This is a genomic window from Synechococcus sp. CS-603, from assembly GCF_977929215.1.
This window is the reverse complement of sequence record NZ_OZ376778.1, coordinates 2,502,809-2,524,929: the sequence shown is the minus strand read 5'-3', so window position 1 is coordinate 2,524,929 and position 22,121 is coordinate 2,502,809. Positions and strand designations below refer to the sequence as shown.

Sequence of the window (22,121 nt, the reverse complement as noted above, 5' to 3'; positions counted from 1 at the left end):
CTTAGGGAGCCTGGAGGCTTGGCCTGTGTTTCCCCAGTCCCAGAGCCGGATGGATGTCCTGCAGCGCCGAGAGGGTGAGCGGCTCGCTCTGCAGGGTGGCAATCGCTTCGACTGCCGCCCGAGCACCGGCCAGGGTGGTCACCGTCGGAACGGCATAGTCGAGGGCGGCGCGGCGCAGGTATCCGTCGTCGAAGGCCGCTTGCCGCCCGATCGGGGTGTTGATGATCAGCTGGATGCGGGCCGAGCGAATCGCATCTTCAATGTTCGGCCGCCCCTCATGAACCTTGAGGATGGGCTCCACCTCCAGCCCGGCTTCCTGCAGGGCCAGGGCGGTGCCGCTGGTGGCGATCAGGGCGAAGCCCAGCTCAGCGAGGCGCCGGGCCACCGGCAACAGCGAAGGCTTGTCGCGGTCGTGGGTGGAGAGAAACACCGTGCCAGTGGTGGGCAGCCCATCGCCGGCGGCGATCTCGGCCTTGGCATAGGCCATGCCGAAGCCGGCGGCGCTGCCCATCACCTCGCCGGTGGAGCGCATCTCCGGGCCCAGCAGGGTGTCAGCGCCGGGGAAGCGCTTGAACGGCAGCACCGCCTCCTTGACGTTCTGCAGCGGCGGCTTGGGCTCCTCGGTGAGACCCAGCTCAGCGAGGGTGTGGCCGGCCATCAGCAGGCTGGCGATCTTGGCCAGCGGCACGCCGGTGGCCTTGGCCACGAACGGCACCGTGCGTGAGGCGCGGGGATTGGCCTCGATGATGAACACCTGCTCGCGCCCCTCGGCATCGAGCTGGACCGCAAATTGCAGGTTGATCAGGCCGGTTACCTGGAGGGCGAGGGCCAGCTCCCTGGACCACTGCCGGATCGTGGCCAGCGCTCCGGCACCGAGCGACACCGCCGGCAGGCAGCAGGCCGAATCGCCGGAATGGATGCCTGCCGGCTCGATGTGCTCCATCAGCCCGCCGATCACCACCCGGCCTTCCCGGTCGGCGAGGGCATCGACATCCACCTCGATCGCGTTCTGCAGGTACTGGTCGATCAGCACCGGATGGTCGGGCTCCACCGACACGGCCTCCACCATGTAGCGGTTGAGTTCGGTTTCATCGAAGACCACTTCCATGGCGCGGCCGCCCAGCACGTAGCTGGGACGCACGACAACGGGGTAGCCCACGGCCGCCGCCACCGCCCTGGCTTCGTCAGCGGTTCTGGCCAGGCCGTTGCGGGGCTGGCGGATCTCCAGCCGGCGCAGGATCGCCTCGAACTGCTCGCGGTCTTCGGCCTGGTCGATCGATTCAGGTGAGGTGCCCCACAGCCTGGTGCCGGTGGCCAGCCCCTCCGGCGTGGCCAGCCAGCGCAGCAGGGGCAGGGCGAGCTTGAGCGGTGTCTGGCCGCCGAACTGGACGATCACCCCTTCAGGTCGCTCCGCTTCGATGACATTGAGCACGTCCTCGAGGGTGAGCGGCTCGAAGTAGAGGCGGTCGCTGGTGTCGTAGTCGGTGGAGACGGTTTCCGGGTTGCTGTTCACCATCACCGTGGCGAAGCCGTCGCCGCGCAGGGCAAACGAGGCGTGGCAGCAGCAGTAGTCGAACTCGATCCCCTGGCCGATCCGGTTGGGACCGCCGCCGAGGATCATCACCTTGCGCCGTTTCTCCTGCCTCACTTCGTCTTGCGCTGGCAGCTGCTCGATCTGACCAGCGCCCGTCAGCCGTTCCAGGGGTCGCTCATAGGTGGCGTAGTGATACGGGGTGCTGGATTCGAACTCGGCGGCGCAGGTGTCCACCGTCTTGAACACGGCGTTCACCCCGAGGGCCTGGCGCCGGATCCGCACGCTCAGCTCGTCGCTGCTGGTGGCCCAGGCGATCTGGCGATCGGAGAAGCCCAGTTGCTTCAGCTCCAGCAGCTCCGCTGCCGCGAGCTGCTCCAGGGTCCGTCCGTGCAGCAGGCGGTTTTCGGCCTCGATCAGCCGCCTGAGCTTGGCGAGGAACCAGGGATCAATGGCGCTCAGCCGGTGGATGTCGGCGTCGCTGCGGCCGGCCACCATCGCGGCGCGCACCGCGAAGATGCGATCCGGGGCAGGGGTGCGCAGCATCCGCTCCAGGTCGCTGGGCTCCAGGGGTTCATCGGGGCGGTCACAGCCCCAGCCGGCATGGCCGGTTTCGAGCGAGCGCACGGCTTTCTGGAACGATTCCTCGAAGCAGCGGCCGATGGCCATCGCCTCCCCCACCGACTTCATCGAGGTGCTCAGCACCGCAGGCGACCCGCGGAACTTCTCGAAGGCGAAGCGCGGAATCTTGGTGACCACATAGTCGATCGTGGGCTCGAAGCAGGCCGGGGTGGCGCCGGTGATGTCGTTGAGGATTTCGTCGAGGGTGTACCCCACCGCCAGGCGGGCGGCGATCTTGGCGATCGGGAAGCCAGTGGCCTTTGAGGCCAGCGCCGAGGAGCGGCTCACCCGAGGGTTCATCTCGATCACCACCACATCGCCATTGGCGGGGTTGATCGCGAACTGGATGTTGCTGCCGCCGGTTTCAACGCCGATCTCGCGGATGATCGCGATCGACTGGTCACGCAGGCGCTGGTATTCGCGGTCGGTGAGGGTCTGGGCCGGCGCCACGGTGATCGAATCGCCCGTGTGTACCCCCATCGGATCGAGATTCTCGATGCTGCAGATGATCACCACGTTGTCGGCGAGATCACGCATCACCTCCAGCTCGAACTCCTTCCAGCCGATCAGCGAGCGCTCGATCAGGATCTGGCTGACCGGGCTGGCCTCTAAGCCGCTCTTGCAGAAGGCCTGGAATTCTTCGGGGTTGTAGGCGATGCCGCCACCGGAGCCGCCGAGGGTGAAGGCCGGCCGGATGATGCGGGGGTAGGTGCCGATCTCTTCGCCCACCCGCTCGGCTTCCTCCAGCGAGGAGGCGATGCCGGACGGACACACCGCCACGCCGATGCGCTCCATCGCCTCCTTGAACAGGCGCCGGTCTTCCGCCTTCTGGATCGCCTGCAGGTTGGCGCCGATCAGCTCGACACCGAAGCGCTCAAGGGTGCCGTCTTCGGCCAGGGCCACCGCCAGGTTCAGGGCGGTCTGGCCGCCCATGGTGGGCAGCAGGGCATCGGGGCGCTCCAGTTCGATCACCTGCCGCACCACGTCGGGGGTGAGCGGTTCGATGTAGGTGCGATCCGCCATCTCCGGATCGGTCATGATCGAAGCCGGGTTGGAGTTCACCAACACCACCTCGAAACCCTCATCCCGCAGTGCCTTGCAGGCCTGGGTGCCGGAATAATCGAATTCGCAGGCCTGGCCGATCACGATCGGCCCTGAACCCAGCAGCAGGATGCGACGCAGATCCGACCGTCGGGGCATGGGATGGGTGAGGGGCCAAACGGGCTTAGCCTCTCACGCACCCCGATGGTTCTGCTGCCCTTCGCTGGCGGCCGATCTCGCTAATATGCAGGATCGAAACGATGTCCGCCGGTTTCATGAGCGAACTCCAGCGCCTGAAGGGGCTCCTCCCTCCGGAGATGCAGAGCTGGGTGTTTGTGGAAGCCGCCGCCTCTGCCGATCCTGCCTTGATCTCGATCGAAGAGATTGGTCGCGATGAGGTGGAGATCCAGGTGGATCTCGATCAGTGGGATCAGCTGGCCCTCGATCACCGCAACCTGCTCTTCTGGCACGAGGTGGGCCGGGTGCAGAACGATGCGGTGCCCCGTGACGGTTGGGAGATGGCCGCCCTGGCGATCGGCCTGGGCGGTGCGATCGGTGAGCTCTGGGTGCAGGACGGCCTGTTGCTGATGATGGCCATGGGCCTCTCGGGATTTGCCGGCTACCGGCTGTATCTCAAGAACAACTCTGAGAAGCGCTTGCAGGACGCCATTGCCGCCGACGAGCGGGCCATTTCCCTGGCCACCCGCTTCGGCTACAGCCTGCCCAACGCTTACAAGAGCCTGGGTGGCGCCCTGAAAGAGCGGGTGGAACAGACCCGCAAGAAACGCAAACGCTCCTTCTACGAAGACCGCCTCGAAGCCCTGCGCAAGAGTGCGGAGAAAGCGCGTGCCGAAATGGCCCAACAGCAGGGAAGTCGCCAGTCCGTCACCAGTGAGAACGTCTATGGATAGTGATCAGCTCGCCCGGCTGGCTGCCGAGGCCTGCGACGACCGCAAGGCCGTGGATATTTGCCTGATCCGGGTGGATGAGGTGTCGTCACTGGCCGACTGGTTCGTGATCTGCTCCGGCCTCTCCGATGTTCAGGTGCGGGCGATTGCCCGCTCGGTCGAAGACCGTCTGGAGCTTGAAGCCACCCGCCTGCCCCGCGGCAAGGAGGGTCAGCGTGAAGGCCACTGGGTTCTGCTCGACTACGGCGAATTGATCGTCCATGTGCTCAGCGCCCGCGATCGTGAGTATTACGACCTCGAAGCGTTCTGGGGGCACGGCGAACAGGTGCCGTTCTTAAGCTCAAGCTCCTTCCCGCCCGACGAGATTCCGCCGTTGCGCCCCCATGGATCAGGCCTGCCCGTCCCCACCCTGTCCGGTGCCGACGAACCAGCGGCCCCTTGAGGAGTACCGCCAACTCTGTGCGTCCTGGTTTTTCACCTGGCCGGCAGTCAAGGCTTCTGGCCTGATCCGCCCCCTGGCCTGGTGTTGGCTGATCAGCCTGCCGCTCTCTCTGTTGATTGCCAGTGGCAGCTGGCCCCTGCGTCACAACCTTCCCCGGCTCGTTTTGGTGGCTGCCGTCTTCGCCGTGCTGCCGGCGGTGTTTTTGTTGCTGCGTCAATGGCTGGGTTGGAGCTACGTGCACAGGCGCCTGCGATCTGAGCGGGTGGAGTACGAAGAATCCGGTTGGTATGACGGCCAGGTGTGGGAGAAGCCCCTGGCGTGGCGCCAGCAGGATCTGCTGGTGGCCCTGCATGAAGTCCGTCCCGTGCTGGCGCGGCTTGAACTGGGACTGGGGCTGGCCGCGGGCTTAATTCTGCTCGGTACCGGGCTCTGCCAGGCTCTTTGAAAAAGCACTGACGATGTGGCGATGACCCTGCCCTCCAGCTTCAGCTCACCCCAACGCCCTGGGGTTCCTCCCCTGGAGGTGCTGCTGCTCAGGAACGGCATTGCCGAGTCGGTGCACCGGGTGCATGCGGTGGTCTGCGACCAGCGCGGGCGGGTATTAATGCGGGCGGGTGACCCCCAGCAGCTGAGCTTCGTGCGCTCGGCCCTTAAGCCCTTCCAGGCCCAGATGTGCGTGAGCAGCGGCGCCGCCGACCAGACCGGCAGCGGTGATCGGGGCCTGGCGATCGCCTGCTCCTCCCATACCGGCACCCCCGCCCAGGCCCGCGAAGCCTTCAAGATTCTCTGGAGTGCCGATCTGGAGGCTGAACGGCTGCAGTGCCCACAGCCCCGACCAGGCGCCAGCCCCCTGGAGCACAACTGCTCGGGAAAACATGCCGCCTTTCTAGCCACCTGCCGGCGGATGAACTGGGCGCTGGAGTCTTACCTGCAGACCGACCACCCCCTGCAGCAGCAGTTGCTCAAGCAAGTGGGTGAGTTGCTGGGCCTGCCCGGGGCGGAGTTGGTCGCCGCTCGCGATGACTGTGGCGCCCCCACCCTGCAGATGCAGCTCGCCCAGATGGCTCTGCTGTTCGCCCACCTGGGGGCTTCCGAGCAGCCTGAGCTGGAGCGGCTGAGCCGGGCGATGCTGGCGCACCCTGAGCTTGTGGCGGGCGAAGGCCGCTTCGACACCGAGCTGATGCGCCGCAGCCACGGTCTTGTTGTCAGCAAGGGTGGCGCCGAGGGGATTCAGTGTCTGGCCCGGATGGGCGAGGGCCTGGGCCTGGCGATCAAGGTGGAAGACGGCGCCAGCCGGGCCAAACAGGCCGTGGCGCTGCATCTGCTCAAGCAACTTGACTGGCTCACCCCGCTCGCACTGGAAGAACTCGGCCAGCAGTTCCTATCGCCTGGCCTGGGTCTGGAGCTGGCGGTGCAAGGGGAGCTGCGCTTCGACTGATAAGATTCCAGAGCGGCGCGGGGTAGAGCAGTCTGGTAGCTCGTCGGGCTCATAACCCGAAGGTCAGGAGTTCAAATCTCCTCCCCGCCACCACTTCAAACCCCCAGATGCTGGTTCAGCATCTGGGGGTTTTTTGATGCTGGGCGGCTGATGCTCAGCGTGATCGAGTTGGCATGACTGGAAGGCTTGCCTAGATGGGCTGACTGGAATGCCTTTCTAGATGGCTTGCCTGGAATGGCACTTGGCCTCTTCGATCTCTGATTGGTGCTGGCGCCGCAGCAATCGGGTTGTCTTTGAGGGCAACGCAATAACCAGCGATTCATGGACTGAAGCTGAAAATCCCGAACCTGAGAATGATTTAAATTGGACTATTGATCCATCAGCGGCTTCGTTTCTGGCGGACGTTAAATCTTTGTTGTTGGCTTCGTGCTTGACAGCTGCTTGATTCTCGACGCCTTTTGATACTTAGCGCTGTTTGATTCTTGATGGCTGTTTTATTCTTGCTGGTTGTTTGCTAGTGGCTCAGTTGTTCTCTGCGTTGTTTCTCTGTTGTTGATCTCTGTGCGGCCGGCCGCACCCCTGGCCTGCTCCAGGCGTCTGCCTTCGTTGCTGCCACTGGTTTAGCCTCTCGCCTCCGGCGACCTTGTCCCATCGCACCGACCTCCTCCTCCCCAGGCGAACTCGATGGATTCGATGCGGTGGTGGTGGGCTCCGGTGCCACCGGTGGGGTCGCGGCGATGGTGCTGGCGGAGGCGGGCCTACGGGTGCTGGTGCTCGAAGCCGGCCCCAATCTCAGCCCATCCCAGGCCTTCGGCAGTGAGCCGCTCAACAGCCTGCGCCGGCTCAGCAAGCTCAGCAGCGGTCGGCAACGGCTCCAGGCCCAGCACCCCGGCTACTGGAAAACCAACCCCGATCTCTACGTCGACGAGCTCCAGAACCCCTACACCACCCCCGAAGCGAGGCCCTTTGTCTGGAGCCGTGGCCGGCAGGTGGGTGGCCGCAGCCTCACCTGGGGAGGGATCACCCTGCGGCTCTCCGACTACGAGTTCAAGGCGGCTGCCCGCGATGGGCACGGCCCCTGCTGGCCGATCGAAAACGATGACCTGGCGCCCTATTACGGCCGCCTGGAGCGGCTGCTGGGCGTGCATGGCCAGCGTGATGGCTTGCCCCAGCTTCCTGATGGGGAGTTTCTGCCGCCGCTGCCCTACACCCCGGCGGAGCGGCACCTGGGCCAGGCGATCGGCAAGGATCTCGGCCTCCCCCTGATCCATTCCCGTGGGTTCGCCCTTGGCAACCGCGGCGATGGGCAGCAGCCCTGGCCCTCCTCCAGCTCCCAGGCCGGTGCCCTGGGCCGGGCCCTCGCCACCGGCCGGGTGACCCTGCGCAGCAACGCGGTGGTGAGCCATGTCAGCTGTGATCGCCGCAGCGGCCGTGCCGATGGCGTGGTGTTCGTTGAACGGCTCAGCGGCCGCCGGCGGCGCGCCCCGGCGGCCCTGGTTGTGCTCTGCGCCTCCACCCTCGAATCGGTGCGGATCCTGCTGCACTCCGGCGCCGACCACCAGAGCGGTGGGGTGGAGGACCCCTCCGGCTGCCTGGGGCGCTACTTGATGGATCACATCTCCAGCTGCCGCTTTTTCGCGATCCCGGACCAGCCAGCCCCCCGCCAAGCCGCCGAACTCTCCGCTGCTGGCAGCGTTTTCATCCCCAACACCGTGAACCTCGGCGATGGGGGCGCGCTGCCGTTTCTGCGCGGCTATGGAATCTGGGCGGGGCTGCAACGCTTCGACCCGCCCGGGCCGCTGAAACGGCGCCGCAGCGAAGCGGTGGGCTTCCTCAGCGGTCTTGGCGAGGTGCTCCCCGAAGCTCACAACCGCCTCACGTTGAACACCGATCAGGTGGATGCCTGGGGGCTGCCCACCGCCCACATCGACTGCCACTGGGGCGAAAACGAACGGCGGCTGGTGGCCCACATGCAGCAGCGGATGGGGGAGGTGGTGACAGCCGCGGGGGGGCAGATCCGACCCCTTGAAGACCTTTTCTTGATCCCCCTGGCCGAGCCGCTGCTGCGCCGCAACCTGGCCGTGTCCAGCGAGGCGCTTCCACCCGGCTACTACATCCATGAACTGGGCGGTGCCCGCATGGCGGAGCGGCCGGAGGACGGGGTGCTCGACCCCTGGAACCGCTGCTGGCGGGCCCCCAACCTGCTGCTCACCGATGGGGCCTGCTGGCCCAGTTCGGGTTGGCAGAGCCCCACCCTCACGGAGATGGCGATCACCTGGAGAGCCTGTGAACGGGCGGCTCACGATCTTGTGCGCGGCTCCTGACGGGAGCGGGCGACTGGTGTCAACGACCACAATGCCTCTAAGGAGCCAGCCGCACAATCTGGGGGCGACCTTTCACAGGGTCGGGCAAGGGAGAAACCAAAGCGGAATCAATCATGATTCCGCTTTTTTTGTGCCCCTCAGCTGGCTTCCTGGCGCAGGAACAGACCGTTGAGGTAGTGCTGGGTGACGTTGCGGTCTGTGCAGCCGTTCTGAAACAGGAAGCAGGCCAGAGCGGAGCTGACCAGCCGGTATTGGTCCCAGTGGGGGTGCCTGCGAATGAACTCCCGCATCCCATCGAAGAGCACCTCGGGAATTTCGGCCTCGAGGGAGACCAGCTCGTTGCCTGTGATGTCGTCGTGCCGATGGCCCTGATCTGAACCGTTGCCCAACTGCCAGTCCTGCGTCGTTCGTGCCTAGCAAGCCACAGACCATGGCCTGGCGTCAAAGCGACCAATCCCAGCCAAACCCACCGGGCGTTGGGATGAGACAGCCAACTGCTCGCTCGTTTTTTGGCTGTCCCTGCCGCCGGCGTCGATTGGAAAAAGCGATGGCACGCTGCTGTCAAGTTCCTGGGGATGAATTCATCACAATCCCCAGATGTCTCGCTATCAAGCCGGTTCCCGCCGCTCAACCTGTGGAAAAACCATGCTTTCGCTGGGGAAAACCTGCTTCGGCTGGGGAAATCGTTGATTGATCAGCAGAACCTATCGGTTGCTTGTCTCCTGGGACTCGCCTGGAGTCGAGACGGCTGAGCCTCTGGAGCCAAGGCTGCGTGGGCCCAGCGGATGGTCAGCCTGGGGGTAGGGAGCGTGGCCATGGTCATGGCTGTGGTCAGGACCGTGGCCGTGGCTGTGGGCCTGATGCCCCAGGGGGATCGGCACGCCGTCGGGCTGGCAGGCCCCGGTGCATTCGCGCTCGCAGAGGGTGCAGCCTTCGATCAGCCCCTCCACGTGGTGGTGGTGGCTGCGCTGGGGCGCTCCCACCTCGGTCTCGAAGCCCAGCACCTCAGCGCGGTACTTGCAGAGCGAACAGTTCATCTGCGTGTCGCCCCGCACCACCTCCTCCACCCGTTCCTGGAAGGTGTCTATCACCAGGGGGTGATCGCCGAGGTAGGAGGCCGCAAGGAAGGTGATGTCTGGATGGTCGGCCGCCACCCGCTCGGTGTGGTGGCGGATGCGGCTGACCAGCACGCCGGAGAACAGGAAATAGGGGAACACCACCACCCGCTTGAAGCCCAGCTTCACGGCATGGCGCAGACCCGGTTCCACCAGCGGGAAAGTGACCCCCGAATACAGCGTTTCCCCCCAGCCGAAGCCCATGCCTTCTACCAGCATCCGGGTCACCTTGCTGACGTTCGAGTTGGCATCCGGGTCCGAAGAGCCCCGCCCCACCACCACCAGCAGGGTGTCGTGCAAAGACGGGAGCGTCTGAGCGGCGGGCACGAGGGCGTCACGGATCCTGGCGGCGGCCGCCTGGATCATTTTGAGATCGATGCCCAGTTCGCGGCCATAGTCGATGCGCAGGCCGGTTTCAGCCGTGTAGGTGTTGAGAACGGAGGGGATGTCGTTCTTGGCGTGGCCGGCGGCGAACAGCATCCCGGGCACCGCCAGCACCTGGTCCACGCCTTGCTGGCGCAGGCTTTCGAGGCCGTCGCGCAGGATCGGCCGGGCGAATTCCAGGTAGCCGTATTCCACCGGTACCTGGGGCAGGCGCTGGCGCAGCCCGGTGGCCAGCCGGGCGAACTCATCGACAGCGAGTCGGTTGCGGCTGCCGTGGCCACAGATCAGCACACCGATCCTGGAGCCAGATCCTGCGGAGGAGAGAAGCGAAGAAGAAACCATGGGCGGATCTGCCTGCATGGACCCTATCGCCACGGGGTTGGGCACCATTCAGGCGCTGTAGGCCTTGCGGGCCGGAATCGGGTAGGGAATGCGTCGGTGACGCATCCGCTTCCAGACCCGCACGAAGGCACGGATCACCAGTTCGAGTTCGCCGCGGCTCAGTCCGCTGTCCTTGAGCTGGCCGTCTAAGCGCCGGGCATCGATCAGCCGGCGCACCATCGCACTCGCTTCTTGCTCTGAGGTGTTTGGGGGTAACGAGCGCAAGGCGGCCTCACAGCCATCGGCCAGCATCAGGATCGCCGTTTCTCGGCGTTGGGGGGTGGGTCCCACATAGCGGTAGTTCGCTTCGGGCACCGACGGGTCTCGCTCCCGGGCCTGGTGGAAGAAGTACCCCATGCGCAGGGTTCCTTGATGCTCCGGGATGAAATCAGCCAGCGGCCTGGGCAGGCGGTGCTTGCGAGCCAGTTTCAGCCCCTCATCCACGTGGGCCTGCAGAACGGCGGCGCTGCCGGCGGGGTCATCGAGCAGGTCATGGGGGTTGGGCCCCTCCGACTGATTCTCGATGAACCATTGCGGCGCATGCAGTTTGCCAACGTCGTGATACAGGGAGCCGGTGCGGATCAGGTCCACGTCGCAATGGATGGCGCGAGCTCCTTCCTCGGCCAGCCCGCAGATCATCAAGGTGTGCTCAAACGTTCCGGGCGCCTCGACCTGCAGCCGCCGCAGCAGCGGCCGCTGCAGGTCGGCGAGTTCCATCAAGCGGGCTCGGGTGAGCAGGCCAAAGAAGCTCTCCACCAAAGGGCCGAGCAGCAGGCCGCCCATCAGCAGGCCGCCCATCAGCAAAGCCTCCCCGCCCAATTCGCTGCCGCTGGGCAGCAGTCGGGTGCGGCCATGCCAGAGCGCCACGATCTGGAGCATGAGCCACTGCAGGGCGAGGGCGCCACTGGGCAGCAGGATCGCCAGCTGAACCAGCTGGGCCCGACTGCGCTGTCGCCCCGCCAGGACCGCCGCGACCGCCGCGACCACCGCCGCGACGATCAGGCGGACCTCGCTGTAGTCGTCGAGCGGTTGGGGCCACAACAAGCTGGCCGAGGCCAGCCAGGCCAGGCCTGTGGTTGTCCCCAGCGCCTGGGCGAGCAGCAAGGTGGGCGGCACCAGCAGGGCCAGGGGGCTGGCGGTGTTGCCGAGCCAGAGCTTGAAGCCCTGAACCACCAGAAGCATGCCAAGCACCAGCAGGGCGTGGCGAGGCTCGAGATTGCTGCGCCAGCGACGGATGATCAGGACCGTCACCAGGCAGGCGGCCAAGGCTTCGAGGAAATGGACCACCCAGGCCCTCAACAAGGGCCTGCGATCCACCATACCGAAGTAATCGAGCACGTCGTAGGCCTGGGGGCTGATCGGCTCCCCCTGCTGGGTGATCAGGTCCCCCTGCTTCACCCTGATGCGCGGAATCCCTTCTTGGTTGAGCAGCTCTTCGATCAAGCGCTGGCTGAGTCCGGCATCGTTGCGCAGGTTGGTGCGTCCCTGCAGATTGACCGCCAGCAGGCGGCTGCCCAGGGTTTTGGCCGTCTCCGGCAATGGGGCCAGCTGCAGGCTGGCGGCCTGCTCCAGTTGCTGTTTCGCCACGCTTCCCACCACCCCCTGGCTGAGCATGCGCTGCTGGGCCTGGCGCAAGGCCTGATTCCAGGCCGCGCGTTGCTCTGGGTTCTGGGCCATCAGCCAGTCCTGCTCAGGCGGCGCCAGCTCCAGCGGGGCCACCCGGTCCTGGGGGCCTGCGGCCACCTGGGCCAGTTCCTGGAGCTGGCGCTCCAGGCGTTGCTGCAGTTCGACGTTGGCCTGGCGATCCACAACCTGCACGTTGGTGCGGGTTCCCAGCTGGGAGCGGCGTCGTTCCAGGGCGTCCGTGTCGACCACGGTGGCTTCCCGCGGTGCCACAGCACTGAACGGGGCCGGGATGCCCGGCCGCAGAATCGGCTCCACCAGCCAGGGCCAGCTCGAGACCAGGGCCACCAGGGCGCAGACCAGCAGCACAGCCAGCCAATCCCTGATCTTCCAGCAATACAAGGCCTGACGCGGCGATTCCCGCCGCAGCCATTGGCGCCAGGTTCGTTTGGCGCGAGCCAGGTGCAGCACCATCTCCGCCGCCGGTCCACCAACGCTAGCGAGGCGTGCCGCGGCGGCCGGGTTGTCATGCTGGTACAACCTGAGCACGCCGGCGATGGCTCTGTCCCTCGATGGTCGTCAACTGGCGGCGGAGCTGGAACAGCGCCTCAGCGCGCTGATCGCCGCCAATCTCCAGAAGGCCGGTCGCCCGCCCGGACTGGCGGTGTTGAGGGTCGGCGAAGACCCCGCCAGCGGGGTTTACGTGGCCAACAAGGAAAAGGCTTGTCTGCGGGTGGGAATTCGCAACCTCGGCGCCCATCTGCCCGTGGACACCACGCCCGATCAGGTGCTGGCCGTGATCCGACGATTGAACGAGGATCCAGAGGTGGACGGCATCCTGCTGCAGCTTCCCCTTCCCCCCGGCCTGCCCGAGGCGAGCTTGCTGGCGGCGATTGATCCGGAGAAGGACGCCGATGGGCTCCACAGTCTCAACCTCGGTCGTTTGCTCAAGGGGGAGCCCGGTCCTCGCAGTTGCACCCCAGCCGGGGTGATGGCCCTGCTGCGGCGCGCCGGCATCGCTTTAGAAGGCGCCAGGGCTGTTGTGGTCGGCCGCAGCATCCTGGTGGGCAAGCCGATGGCCCTGATGCTCCAGGCTGCCAATGCCACGGTGACCGTGGCCCATTCCCGCAGCCGAGATCTGGCCGCACTCACGCGCGAGGCCGAGGTGTTGGTGGTGGCCGCCGGACAGCCGTTGCTGGTGGGTGCTGAGCACGTCAGAGCCGGGGCCGCGGTAGTGGATGTCGGCATCCACCGCCTGGCTCCAGACCCAGCGGCCGGCCCGGCGGCCCGCGGGCGGCTTTGCGGTGACGTGCGTTTTGCGGAGGTGGAGCCGATCGCCGCGGCGATCACGCCAGTGCCCGGTGGTGTCGGCCCGATGACGGTGACGATGTTGCTGCTCAATACGGTGACCAGTTGGTGGAAGCGCAGCTCAGCGGCGCAGCCGGGAGTTGACAATCCGTTGGCGGATCTTCTTGTTTGAGTGCCATGCCGTGCGATGGCCTGAGAGAATCCCGGCCAACGCGCTGGTACCGATGGCCGTGGCGGTGAGCACGGGTTTTGATTTCGCTGCCTACCTGGAGGCCTCGCGCTTGCGTGTCGATGCGGCCCTTGATGGCGCCCTCGGACCGGAGCGGCCGGAGTCACTGCGGGAGGCGATGCGCTACTCCCTGCTGGCCGGCGGCAAGCGCCTGCGCCCGATCCTCTGCCTGGCCAGCTGTGAACTGGCTGGCGGAGACAGTGCCCTGGCCCTGCCCACCGCCGTGGCCCTGGAGATGGTCCACACCATGTCGTTGATCCATGACGACCTTCCCGCCATGGACAACGACGACCTGCGCCGCGGTCGCCCCACCAATCACAAGGTGTTCGGCGAAGCCAACGCCATCCTTGCCGGTGATGCCCTGCTCACCCGCGCCTTCGAGATGGTGGCGCGACGCAGCCCGGCGGTGCCGGCCGAGCGCTTGCTGAAGGTGGTTGGTGAGCTCTCTCTGGCCGCCGGTGCTCCTGGACTGGTCGGCGGCCAGGTCGTGGATCTGGAATCGGAGGGCCAGCCGGTGGATCTGGGCACGCTCGAGTACATCCATCTGCATAAAACAGGGGCGCTGCTGCGGGCCTCGGTGCTGAGCGGTGCCCTGATTGCCGGCGCCCCGGAGCCCCTACTCGATGCCCTTGGCCGGTTCGCCCGCGGCATCGGCCTGGCGTTCCAGATCATCGATGACATCCTCGATCTGACCGCCAGCAGTGAGGTGCTCGGCAAGACCGCCGGCAAGGATCTGACGGCCGACAAAACCACCTATCCCAAGCTGCTTGGGCTGGAGGAATCCCGCCAGCGGGCTGATTTGCTGGTGACTGAAGCCAAGCAGGCCCTTCTCCCCTGGCAGGCCAAGGCCCAGCCCCTGCTCGCTCTGGCTGACTACATCACGAGTCGGGATCGATGAGCGTGCTCTCTGCGGGAGGCTCGATTCCCCAGCAGCTGCTGGGCAACGGCGTGCTGGCCTGGGCCCTGGCGGCCTGTGGCCTGGCCCAGCTCGCCAAAGTGCTGGTCGAACTGGTGCTGTATCAACGCTGGCGGCCGGCGGTCCTGCTCGAAACCGGCGGAATGCCGTCGAGTCACTCGGCCCTGGTCACCGGCGCAGCCGCCGGCACCGGCTGGCAGCTGGGCTTTGATGACCCCCTCTTTGCCCTGGCCTGCGCCGTTGCCTTTGTGGTGATGTACGACGCAACCGGTGTGCGCTACGCCGCCGGCCTGCAGGCCAAACGGATCAACAGCCTTCCTGCGGCGCTCTGGCAGGAGGCCAGCGTGAATCAACCAACAGACCTCCCAGCAGACCAACCGGCAGATCTATCGGACAAGCTTCCGGTCACGGCTGCGGCAACGGCGCTTCTCAAGGAAACCCTGGGCCACACCCGCCTCGAGGTGCTCGTCGGCAGCCTGATCGGTCCGGCGATCGCCCTCTGTGGCCTGGCCTTGGCCGGCTCCCCCCTGCAGATCGCCCGGGGCTGGGGCTGGCTTCCCATCGGTTGAGTGGCTCGGATCGGTTGAGGGGCCCCGGTCCGGCCGCAGCGGTTGCGCTCACCGCCGGCCAGCAACGGGCCGTTGAGGCCTTCGTCAGCTGGCTGGCCAGGCCTGCGGATGGCACCCCCTTCGTGCTCAGTGGCTATGCCGGCACCGGCAAGACCTTTCTGTCGATGGCGTTTCTGGCCCATGTTGAGCAGCTTGGCCTCTGCTGGACGGTGGTGGCCCCGACCCACAAGGCGGTCAGCGTGCTGCGCCATTACCTCGACCTCAGCGGCTTGCGGGCCACCTGGCATCCCTCCACCCTGCACCGCCTGCTGCGGCTGAAGTTGCGGCGCCAGGGTGGCCGCGAAGTCTGCGAGGCCACCGAGCAGACGGCTGTGGCCCTCGAACACCTGGGCCTGGTGCTGATCGATGAGGCCTCGATGGTGGATGGCCAGCTGCTGGAGATCGCCCTGCAAGGCGCCCATCCCTTTGCCACCCGCCTGGTGTTTGTGGGTGATCCGGCCCAGTTGCCCCCCGTTGGCGCCCCCTCCAGTCCGGTGTTTGAGATCGAGCGGGCCCACCGCTGCGCCCTGAGCGAGGTGGTGCGCCACCAGGGGCCGGTGCTTCGCCTCGCCACTGGCCTGCGCGAGCAGCGCCTGCCTTGCCGGCTCCCGCCCCTGCTTCCGGTGATGCGCCAGCAGGGAGGGCTGGTGGCGCTGCTGGAGCGTCAGCCCTGGCTGGAGGCGGCCCAGGCCGCCCTGCGCCGGGCGGCCGAATGTGACAACCCCGATCAGGCCCGGATCCTCTGTTACACCAACCGCTCGCTTGAGCAGCTGGTGCCCCTGGCCCGTCGCGCCATCCATGGCGCCATGGCTGATCAGTTGCCGGTGCTGCCCGGCGAAGTGCTGCTCACCCGCCAGGCGGTGATGGCACCGGCCTGCCCGCAGGGTGAGGAGGGTGGCGAAGAACCCGACATGGTGCTGGCCTCGAATCGGGAGCTGGTGGTGCGCGATGTCACTCCGGAGCGCTGTGACCTGGCCGGCTTCGGCGTCAGTGGCGGCCCCGTGATCGACACCCAGGTGGTGGCTGTGGAGAGCAGCGAGACGCCACTCTCGCTGCGGCTCCTTCCCCCGCCTGGATCGTTGGGGCGCCGGCAGCTTGAGGCGGTGCTGGCCCGCCTGGCGGCGGAAGCCCGCGAGGCGGGCAAAAAAGAAGGCCGCAGCCTCTGGCGGCGCTACTTCCTGGTGCGCGATTCCTTCGCCTCACTGGGTCCTGCTGCTGTGATGACCGTGCACCGCAGCCAGGGCAGCAGTTTCTCCGAAGTGTTCATCGATGCCGATGTCTTCTGGCCCCGCGATCCCCTGCTCCGCCGTCAGTTGATCTATGTGGCGGTCAGCCGGGCCCGTACGGCGGTCTGGATGGTGGGCTCCAAAGGCAGCGAAGCCGACGCGGACCACTGGCGGCGCTGGTTGGAGGAGGAGGAAACAGGCGATGGCTAAGGGCCCGATCAACTCAGCTTCAGCCGAACTCAGCCTCAGCTCAGCCGCAGGCCCTCGATCCCTTGCCAGCCCAGGTAGCCGGCCAGCGCCAGGCTGAGGCCGCCCACCACCAGATCGCTGCGTGCCAGCAGCAGGGCCTTGCCCCGCTCCAGCAGCGGCAGGATCCCCTGCCGGTTCAGCACCACAGCCAGGTAGGGCAGCAGCAACAGCAGGCTGGCGGCCACGGTGAACAGGGCCGCGAGGATCCACTCCTGGCGCCAGGCCAGCCCGGCGGCGAGCAGGGCGGCGGCCGCCTTGGCCACCAGAAAGACATCGTCGGGGCTGATCACTTCGAGGCCCGCACTGGCGCCGATCAGCAGCGGCAACGGCAAGCTGCTGAGGCGATCGAGCTGTTTGGACCAGGCCGGCGGCTCCTTGAGACCCTGCTTGCTCGGCAGCAGTTCGCGCAGCCCGAGGGCCAGCAGGGCACCGGCACCGAGCAGGTCCAGGCCGGTGCGGTGGCTGGTGCCCTGCTCCATGCTCAGCAGAAAGCCGTGGCCCACGGTGAGCAGCAGGCCCACCATCAGCGCGATTGTCACCATCCAACCGAGCACGAACAGTCCTCCCCGCCGCAACGGGTTGGCACCGAGCAGCAACAGAAACAGCAGGCCGATGTGGATCGGGCTGAGGCTGACGCCGCTGCCATAGGCGATCAGCTCGCCCCAGAGACCGACCTGGTTCATCGGCTCAGCTGGCAGGGGTGGGGGCATTCCAGCGCAGGATCACCCGTTGTTCCCGTTCGTGACCGAGCACGCTGACCGTACCGGTGGCCAGCGACAGCAGGCCGCCGCCGGCGGCCCCCAGGCCCAGCCAGCAACCCCCCAGGGCCCGCAGGATGTGTCCGTGGGCAAACAGCGCCACCCGTTGGCCGGGAGCCGGCACCAGGGCCAGGGCCAAGGCGATCACCCGCTGGCAGCGCTGATCCACCTGGGCCACACTCTCGCCGCCTGGGCAACCATGGCTCCAGGCACTCCAACCGGGGATCTGCTGGCGAATTTCGGCGGTGGTGATGCCCTCGTAGTCGCCGTAGTCCCACTCGCGCAGATCCTCACAGGGCAGGGCGGCGCCGGCCAGCCCCGCCAGCTCGCAGGTCTGACGGGCCCGCAGCAGCGGGCTGCAGAGCACCGCTGCGAAGCTGAGGGGAGAGAGCACCGAAGCCAGGGCGCGGGCCTCGTCTTCGCCATCGGGCAACAAGGCCAGATCGGTAGTGCCGGTGTGGCGCCCCTGGCGGGCCCAGGTGGTGGCGCCGTGGCGTAACAACCACAGCTCCGACGTGGGGTGTTGGTGGGAGGTCGTCAAGGGTCGATTGGTGAAAAACGAACGGCGTGCCGGCTTCAGGTTGCCGCATGGGCGGGGGCCAGCGGCTGGGCGGCGGCGGCGGCGGCCCCCAGGCGATGGCAGATCTGGGCGCAGCCGCTCCAGTGCAGGTGCAGCCAGCTGGCATGCAGGTTCGGCCGGCTCCAGCCCTCCGGCCGTTGCGGCCAGCCCCAGCCTTCGAGCTGCCAGAGCGCTGGCTCCGCCCCAGGCCGCCTGAGGCCCGCTGGCTGCAGCTCCCAGCGGTGGAATTCGTGGCCGCAGAGGCTCTCCCCCTGGCGGACCAGCAGGCCGTCGGCCAGGGGGCTGGCCTGGCGATAGCCCAGCTGCAGGGCGCCGCGCCGGGCTGAGAACGGCAACAGCCCCGCCATGGCGTGGGCCCCGCCGTTGTCGTCCACCAGCTGCTCGCCGAGCAGCAGCAGGCCGCCGCACTCGGCATAGATCGGCAATCCGGCCGCGGCGGCACGGCGCAATTCAGCAAGGCTGCGGCCACTGGCTGCCAGAGCGGCGGCGTGCAGTTCTGGGTAGCCCCCAGGCAGGATCACGCCCTGGCAGCCGGCTGGCAGGGGCTCATCGGCCAGCGGTTGCCAGGGCAGCAGCGCCAGGCCGAGCCCGGCCAGCAGCTCACTGGCTTCGGGGTAGCGGAAGTGAAAGGCGGCATCGCTGGCGATCGCCAGGCGCACCGGCTGGACCTTGGCGTTGGCCTGGGACTGGGCCCGCGGCTGAGGCTGCGGGCTGGCCTGCTTCAGGCACCAGCGAATCGGATCCTGGCTGTGGCCCGCAGGGCCTGGGTTGGGCGGCGGCTCCAGCAGCGGCAGCAGCCGGCCGAGATCGAGGTGGCGCTCAGCCAGATCGGACCAGGCCTCCAGGCTGGACTCGACGTCTTCGAGCTCGTGGGCGGGGAGCAAGCCCAGGTGCCGTGAGGGCAAGTTGAGGCTGGGGTGGCGGGGCAGCACCCCCAACAGCGGCATGGCGATGGCCGCCAGGGCTTCGCTGAGCAGGGCCTGATGTCGCTCGGTGCTGACGCCGTTGAGCACGACCCCGGCAACGTGGAGGCTGGCGAGATGGTCGCGGAAGCCGCTCACCAGGGCGGCCACGGATCCAGCCTGGCGGCTGGCCTCCACCACCAGCACCACAGGCAGCTCAAGGCTCAAGGCCAGTTCAGCCGAGCTGCCCTCCAGGCCAGGTCCCCGGCCATCGAAGAGGCCCATCACCCCTTCCACCAGGCAGTGATCGGCCTGCCGCCCCCACCAGGGGAAGCTGCGCTGCACCCAGTCGGAGCCACAGAGCAGTTTGTCGAGGTTGCGGCAGGGCCGGCCGCTGGCCAGGCTGAGCAGCTGGGGATCGAGGTAATCCGGTCCCACCTTGAAGGTTTGGATCGTCTCGCCCCGCTGGCGCACCAATGCCGTCAGGCAGAGGCTGAGCAGGGTTTTGCCGCTGCCGCTGCAGGGGGCCGCAATCAAACAGGCCATGCCGGCGGGTCGTCGGGACGCGGATCAAAGAGGCAGCAGCTTGGCAGCCAGGGGCGCGGCGGCGGCGAGCAGGGGATTGGTGGAGTCGTGTCCACCGCTGAGCAAGCGGGCCATCTCCATCTCCTCGCTGTCCCCCGAGACGCTCACCACCTCCTCGGCCAGTTCCATCGTCGCCACCCCACCGGCTTCGAGGCGCATGCAGCCGCCCGATTCGGAGCAGAGGATCACGCACAGCGGTTTTTTCCCCTGCGGGCAACAGATCAGCCGCAGACCAACGAGGGCACCGGGATGGCTGTTGGGAATCCCCACGGGAACGGACATCAGCCGCACCTGGACGCTCTCGCCATCGGAGCGCTGGAATTCAGCTCCGATGCCCACATCCAGGCCGTCGGCGGGGATCTGGTAGCTGTTCAGAAGATGCCAACCGAGCCGATCGGCGATCCAGGCCGCCAGCAGCAAGCCCTGCACCGGGTGCGTTCCTTCCACGTCGATGTCGAGCTGCACCACCTTGTTGAGGGCCTCACGGCGGCCGGGCGGATCGAAGACCATCGCCAGGGATTCGGTCCAGCCGCGCTGCCGCAACCAGTTGAGGTCGTTCACCGCTCGTCCGGTGGCGATCATGTCCACCAAGACATCGAGGCAGCGGCGGGGATTCCCGATCGAGCTGTCGAGCACAACCCGCCGGTTGGGCAGAGCCAGGGCTTCGAGCAGATCGGGGGATTCATCGAGAGATCCGTTCCACCACACCCAGCAAGGGAGCTCCTCCGCCACCAGCGGACCCACAAGGGCCAGGCCTTGCTCGATGGCGCCCTTGCCGCCCCGCAGTACGACCACGTCGCCACAGGCCGGTGGGCTGCCACTGCTCTCCTCCGGTAGGGGGCAGTAGGCGGCCACCAGCGTTTCCAGCGGGTGGTCTTCGCGCAGGGTCGGGGCCAGGGTGATCAGCCGGCGCGGGCGGTGGGCACTTATCGCCTGGTCCACAAACTGACCGCGCAGATCCTCGGCCTTGTGTTCACCCGGTTGCTCACCCAGGGCGTGGGACAGCTCGGGGGCCATCGGAGCGGTGCAGAGCGGCAAGCCGCAATCCGCTGTGACCGAGCGGGCGGCGGCGAAGAGCTCCTTGTTGAGCAGGCCGTTGATCGGCCCGTCGATGTGGCCGGTGCGGATCAGCTGCTGCTGCAGCCACGACGGCTCCCAGACCACCAGGGTGAAGGTGGAGGCTCCGGTGGAGGCGTCGAGTTCGCTGCCCCACAGATGCTCGAGATAATTCGGCACCTCGTCAGGGGAGAGTTCGAGCGGGGCCTGAAGGGTGAGCTGGGGGGACATCGGGGCGAGCGCAGGGAGGGTCGGCGGTTGGTCAGGTGTCTGGAGCTCAGGGACGGCGCCACATCAGGCCGTCGGAGGCCAGCAGGCTGTCGGCGGCACCGGGTCCCCAGGTGCCGGCCTCGTAGGGCTGAACCGGCAACTGCCAGGGGCTGTCCTCGATCAGCTCCAGCAGCGGCGTGTACAGCCGCCAGGCGGCTTCCACTTCATCCGCACGGGTGTAGAGGGTGGGGTCACCCAGCATGGCGTCGGCCAGCAGGCGCACGTAGCCCTCGTCAGACGGTTCCCCGAAAGATTCGTCGTAGGAAAAGTGCATGTCGACCGGTCGGCTGCGCATGCCTGAACCCGGCGCCTTCACATCAAAAACAAAGCCAGCGCCTTCATCGGGCTGGATGCGCAGGATCAGCTGGTTGGCCGTTGGGCTGCCGCCGGCGGCATCGAAGAGGTGGACGGGAGCTTCCCGGAAGGTGAGCACCACCTCGGAGAGCCGCTTCGGCAGGCGTTTGCCCGTGCGCAGATAGAAGGGCACGCCTTGCCAGCGCCAGTTGTCGATGAACAGCTTCATCGCCACATAGGTTTCGGTGGTGCTGTTCGGGTTCACGCCCGGCTCGTCGCGGTAGGCCTTGAACGGGTCGCTGGGGCTGCCGCCGGCGCTGTACTGCCCGCGCACGCAGCATTTCCAGGGCTCCGTGTTGTTGGCCAGGCGGGCGGCCTGCAGCACCTTGGCCTTTTCGTTGCGGATCGCTTCGGGGTCGAAACGGCCTGGCGCTTCCATCGTGGTGAGCGCCAGCATCTGGGTGAGGTGGTTCTGGACCATGTCGCGCAGGGCGCCGGAACTCTCGTAGTAGCCGGCCCTTTCCTCCACCCCCACGGTTTCAGCGGCGGTGATCTGCACGCTGGAGATGAAATTGCGGTTCCAGATTGGCTCGAAGATCGTGTTGGCGAAGCGCAGCACCAGAATGTTCTGGACCGTCTCCTTGCCCAGGTAGTGGTCGATTCGGAAGACCTGATTCTCCTGGGCGCAGGCCCGCACGATCCGGTTGAGCTTCTCGGCGCTGCCGTAATCGCGGCCGAATGGTTTTTCGATCACCACCCGGCTGCGCTTCGGGTCGCTCAGCAGGCCGGCGTCGGCGAGGGCGCGGCAGCCGCTGCCGTAAAAATCAGGTGAAACGGAGAGATAGAAGGTGCGGTTGCCCCGCGTGGCCCGCAGGCGGTCGAGGCCATCGAGGCGATCGGCCAGGCGCAGAAGCTGCTCGCTCTGCTGCAGGTCGACCGGTTCGTAGTAGAGGTTTCCAGCGAATTGCTCCCAGTCGCGGGGGTGATCACGGATCGTGTCAGCCAGCGCCTCGGCCATCTTGCCGCGGAAGTCGTCGTCACTCCAGGGGCGTCGAGCACAGCCGAGGATGACGAACTCGCTGGGCAACCGCCTCTGGCGGAACAGCTCGAACAGCGCAGGCACAAGCTTGCGGTGGGTGAGATCGCCGCTGGCACCGAAGATCACCAGGCACTGGGGCGAGATCACGCGCTCCTGGCGCAACCCGACCCTGAGTGGATTGGTGAGGGTGCTGGTCATGGAGAGGGCGTCATTCAGGCTGATCTACCCACAAAAGCTGGCAGGACGGCACCTGCGCAGCGTTGCCGGCAGATTTGTGCTGGTTTCGGCAAAAA

The 22,121-nt window shown here is 66.9% G+C and carries 17 protein-coding genes, 1 tRNA gene and 1 pseudogene; 10 read left to right on the top strand and 9 right to left on the bottom strand.

Annotated elements, in window-relative coordinates; genetic code table 11:
* Position 1: 1 nt before the first annotated feature.
* Positions 2-3,352 carry a carbamoyl-phosphate synthase large subunit gene (carB, locus tag ACXMDM_RS13295; RefSeq protein ID WP_071799947.1) on the bottom strand — a complete coding sequence of 1,117 codons (3,351 nt, stop codon included), beginning with the start codon at positions 3,350-3,352 and terminating at the stop codon, positions 2-4.
* A 116-nt stretch (positions 3,353-3,468) separates the two neighbouring features.
* On the opposite strand from carB, the gene ACXMDM_RS13290 reads away from it, so the two are divergent.
* The 6 genes and pseudogenes from ACXMDM_RS13290 (at position 3,469) to ACXMDM_RS13265 (ending at position 8,305) form a co-directional block, all read left to right on the top strand.
* Positions 3,469-4,104, top strand: a complete 636-nt coding sequence (locus ACXMDM_RS13290) for a DUF3318 domain-containing protein (protein ID WP_071801891.1) — start codon at positions 3,469-3,471, stop codon at positions 4,102-4,104.
* Positions 4,097-4,450, top strand: a pseudogene (gene rsfS / locus ACXMDM_RS13285) (ribosome silencing factor); the annotation flags it as partial. The gene ACXMDM_RS13290 and the pseudogene rsfS, both read left to right, overlap by 8 nt.
* Positions 4,451-4,484: 34 nt before the next feature.
* Positions 4,485-4,988: a CGLD27 family protein gene (locus ACXMDM_RS13280; RefSeq protein WP_071799946.1), complete on the top strand. Its 504-nt coding sequence runs from the start codon at positions 4,485-4,487 to the stop codon at positions 4,986-4,988.
* A gap of 21 nt (positions 4,989-5,009) precedes the next feature.
* On the top strand, positions 5,010-5,981 hold the full coding sequence (locus tag ACXMDM_RS13275) for an asparaginase (RefSeq protein WP_499569786.1): 972 nt from the start codon (positions 5,010-5,012) through the stop codon (positions 5,979-5,981).
* 16 nt (positions 5,982-5,997) lie between these two features.
* A tRNA-Met gene (locus ACXMDM_RS13270) sits at positions 5,998-6,074 on the top strand.
* Between the two features lie 644 nt (positions 6,075-6,718).
* Positions 6,719-8,305: a GMC oxidoreductase gene (locus tag ACXMDM_RS13265; RefSeq protein ID WP_499570430.1), complete on the top strand. Its 1,587-nt coding sequence runs from the start codon at positions 6,719-6,721 to the stop codon at positions 8,303-8,305.
* A 137-nt stretch (positions 8,306-8,442) separates the two neighbouring features.
* Here ACXMDM_RS13265 and ACXMDM_RS13260 read toward each other — a convergent pair whose 3' ends face one another.
* From ACXMDM_RS13260 to ACXMDM_RS13250, 3 genes are all read right to left on the bottom strand, one after another.
* Positions 8,443-8,694 (bottom strand): DUF2811 domain-containing protein, encoded by a 252-nt coding sequence (locus ACXMDM_RS13260; RefSeq protein WP_071799943.1) that lies wholly within the window; start codon positions 8,692-8,694, stop codon positions 8,443-8,445.
* A 315-nt stretch (positions 8,695-9,009) separates the two neighbouring features.
* Positions 9,010-10,146: a sirohydrochlorin chelatase gene (locus ACXMDM_RS13255; RefSeq protein ID WP_259723196.1), complete on the bottom strand. Its 1,137-nt coding sequence runs from the start codon at positions 10,144-10,146 to the stop codon at positions 9,010-9,012.
* Positions 10,147-10,194: 48 nt separating this feature from the next.
* Positions 10,195-12,282: an HDIG domain-containing metalloprotein gene (locus ACXMDM_RS13250; RefSeq protein ID WP_071799942.1), complete on the bottom strand. Its 2,088-nt coding sequence runs from the start codon at positions 12,280-12,282 to the stop codon at positions 10,195-10,197.
* Positions 12,283-12,364: 82 nt separating this feature from the next.
* Here ACXMDM_RS13250 and folD point away from each other — a divergent pair, with 82 nt between their 5' ends.
* From folD to ACXMDM_RS13230, 4 genes are read left to right on the top strand one after another with little or no spacing between them, the layout of a single operon-like run.
* On the top strand, positions 12,365-13,288 hold the full coding sequence (folD, locus tag ACXMDM_RS13245; protein ID WP_071799941.1) for a bifunctional methylenetetrahydrofolate dehydrogenase/methenyltetrahydrofolate cyclohydrolase FolD: 924 nt from the start codon (positions 12,365-12,367) through the stop codon (positions 13,286-13,288).
* Positions 13,289-13,340: 52 nt separating this feature from the next.
* Positions 13,341-14,243, top strand: coding sequence for a geranylgeranyl diphosphate synthase CrtE (gene crtE, locus ACXMDM_RS13240; RefSeq protein ID WP_186437605.1), 903 nt, complete (start codon positions 13,341-13,343; stop codon positions 14,241-14,243).
* On the top strand, positions 14,240-14,830 hold the full coding sequence (locus tag ACXMDM_RS13235; RefSeq protein ID WP_071799940.1) for a divergent PAP2 family protein: 591 nt from the start codon (positions 14,240-14,242) through the stop codon (positions 14,828-14,830). The genes crtE and ACXMDM_RS13235 overlap by 4 nt, the downstream gene beginning before the upstream one ends.
* On the top strand, positions 14,827-16,305 hold the full coding sequence (locus ACXMDM_RS13230) for an AAA family ATPase (RefSeq protein WP_233830994.1): 1,479 nt from the start codon (positions 14,827-14,829) through the stop codon (positions 16,303-16,305). Before ACXMDM_RS13235 ends, ACXMDM_RS13230 begins: the two co-directional genes overlap by 4 nt.
* 35 nt (positions 16,306-16,340) lie before the next feature.
* Here the strand turns inward: ACXMDM_RS13230 and ACXMDM_RS13225 are convergent, their stop codons facing one another.
* From ACXMDM_RS13225 to zwf, 5 genes are read right to left on the bottom strand one after another with little or no spacing between them, the layout of a single operon-like run.
* Positions 16,341-17,027 carry a GAP family protein gene (locus ACXMDM_RS13225; RefSeq protein WP_071801887.1) on the bottom strand — a complete coding sequence of 229 codons (687 nt, stop codon included), beginning with the start codon at positions 17,025-17,027 and terminating at the stop codon, positions 16,341-16,343.
* Positions 17,028-17,031: 4 nt separating this feature from the next.
* On the bottom strand, positions 17,032-17,643 hold the full coding sequence (locus ACXMDM_RS13220) for a histidine phosphatase family protein (RefSeq protein ID WP_071799939.1): 612 nt from the start codon (positions 17,641-17,643) through the stop codon (positions 17,032-17,034).
* Between the two features lie 35 nt (positions 17,644-17,678).
* Positions 17,679-19,130: a cobyrinic acid a,c-diamide synthase CobB gene (locus ACXMDM_RS13215; protein WP_071799938.1), complete on the bottom strand. Its 1,452-nt coding sequence runs from the start codon at positions 19,128-19,130 to the stop codon at positions 17,679-17,681.
* A gap of 24 nt (positions 19,131-19,154) precedes the next feature.
* Complete coding sequence (locus ACXMDM_RS13210) at positions 19,155-20,456, bottom strand: glucose-6-phosphate dehydrogenase assembly protein OpcA (RefSeq protein ID WP_071799937.1); 1,302 nt, start codon at positions 20,454-20,456, stop codon at positions 19,155-19,157.
* 46 nt (positions 20,457-20,502) lie between these two features.
* Positions 20,503-22,026, bottom strand: a complete 1,524-nt coding sequence (zwf, locus tag ACXMDM_RS13205; RefSeq protein ID WP_259723197.1) for a glucose-6-phosphate dehydrogenase — start codon at positions 22,024-22,026, stop codon at positions 20,503-20,505.
* Positions 22,027-22,121: the final 95 nt, after the last annotated feature.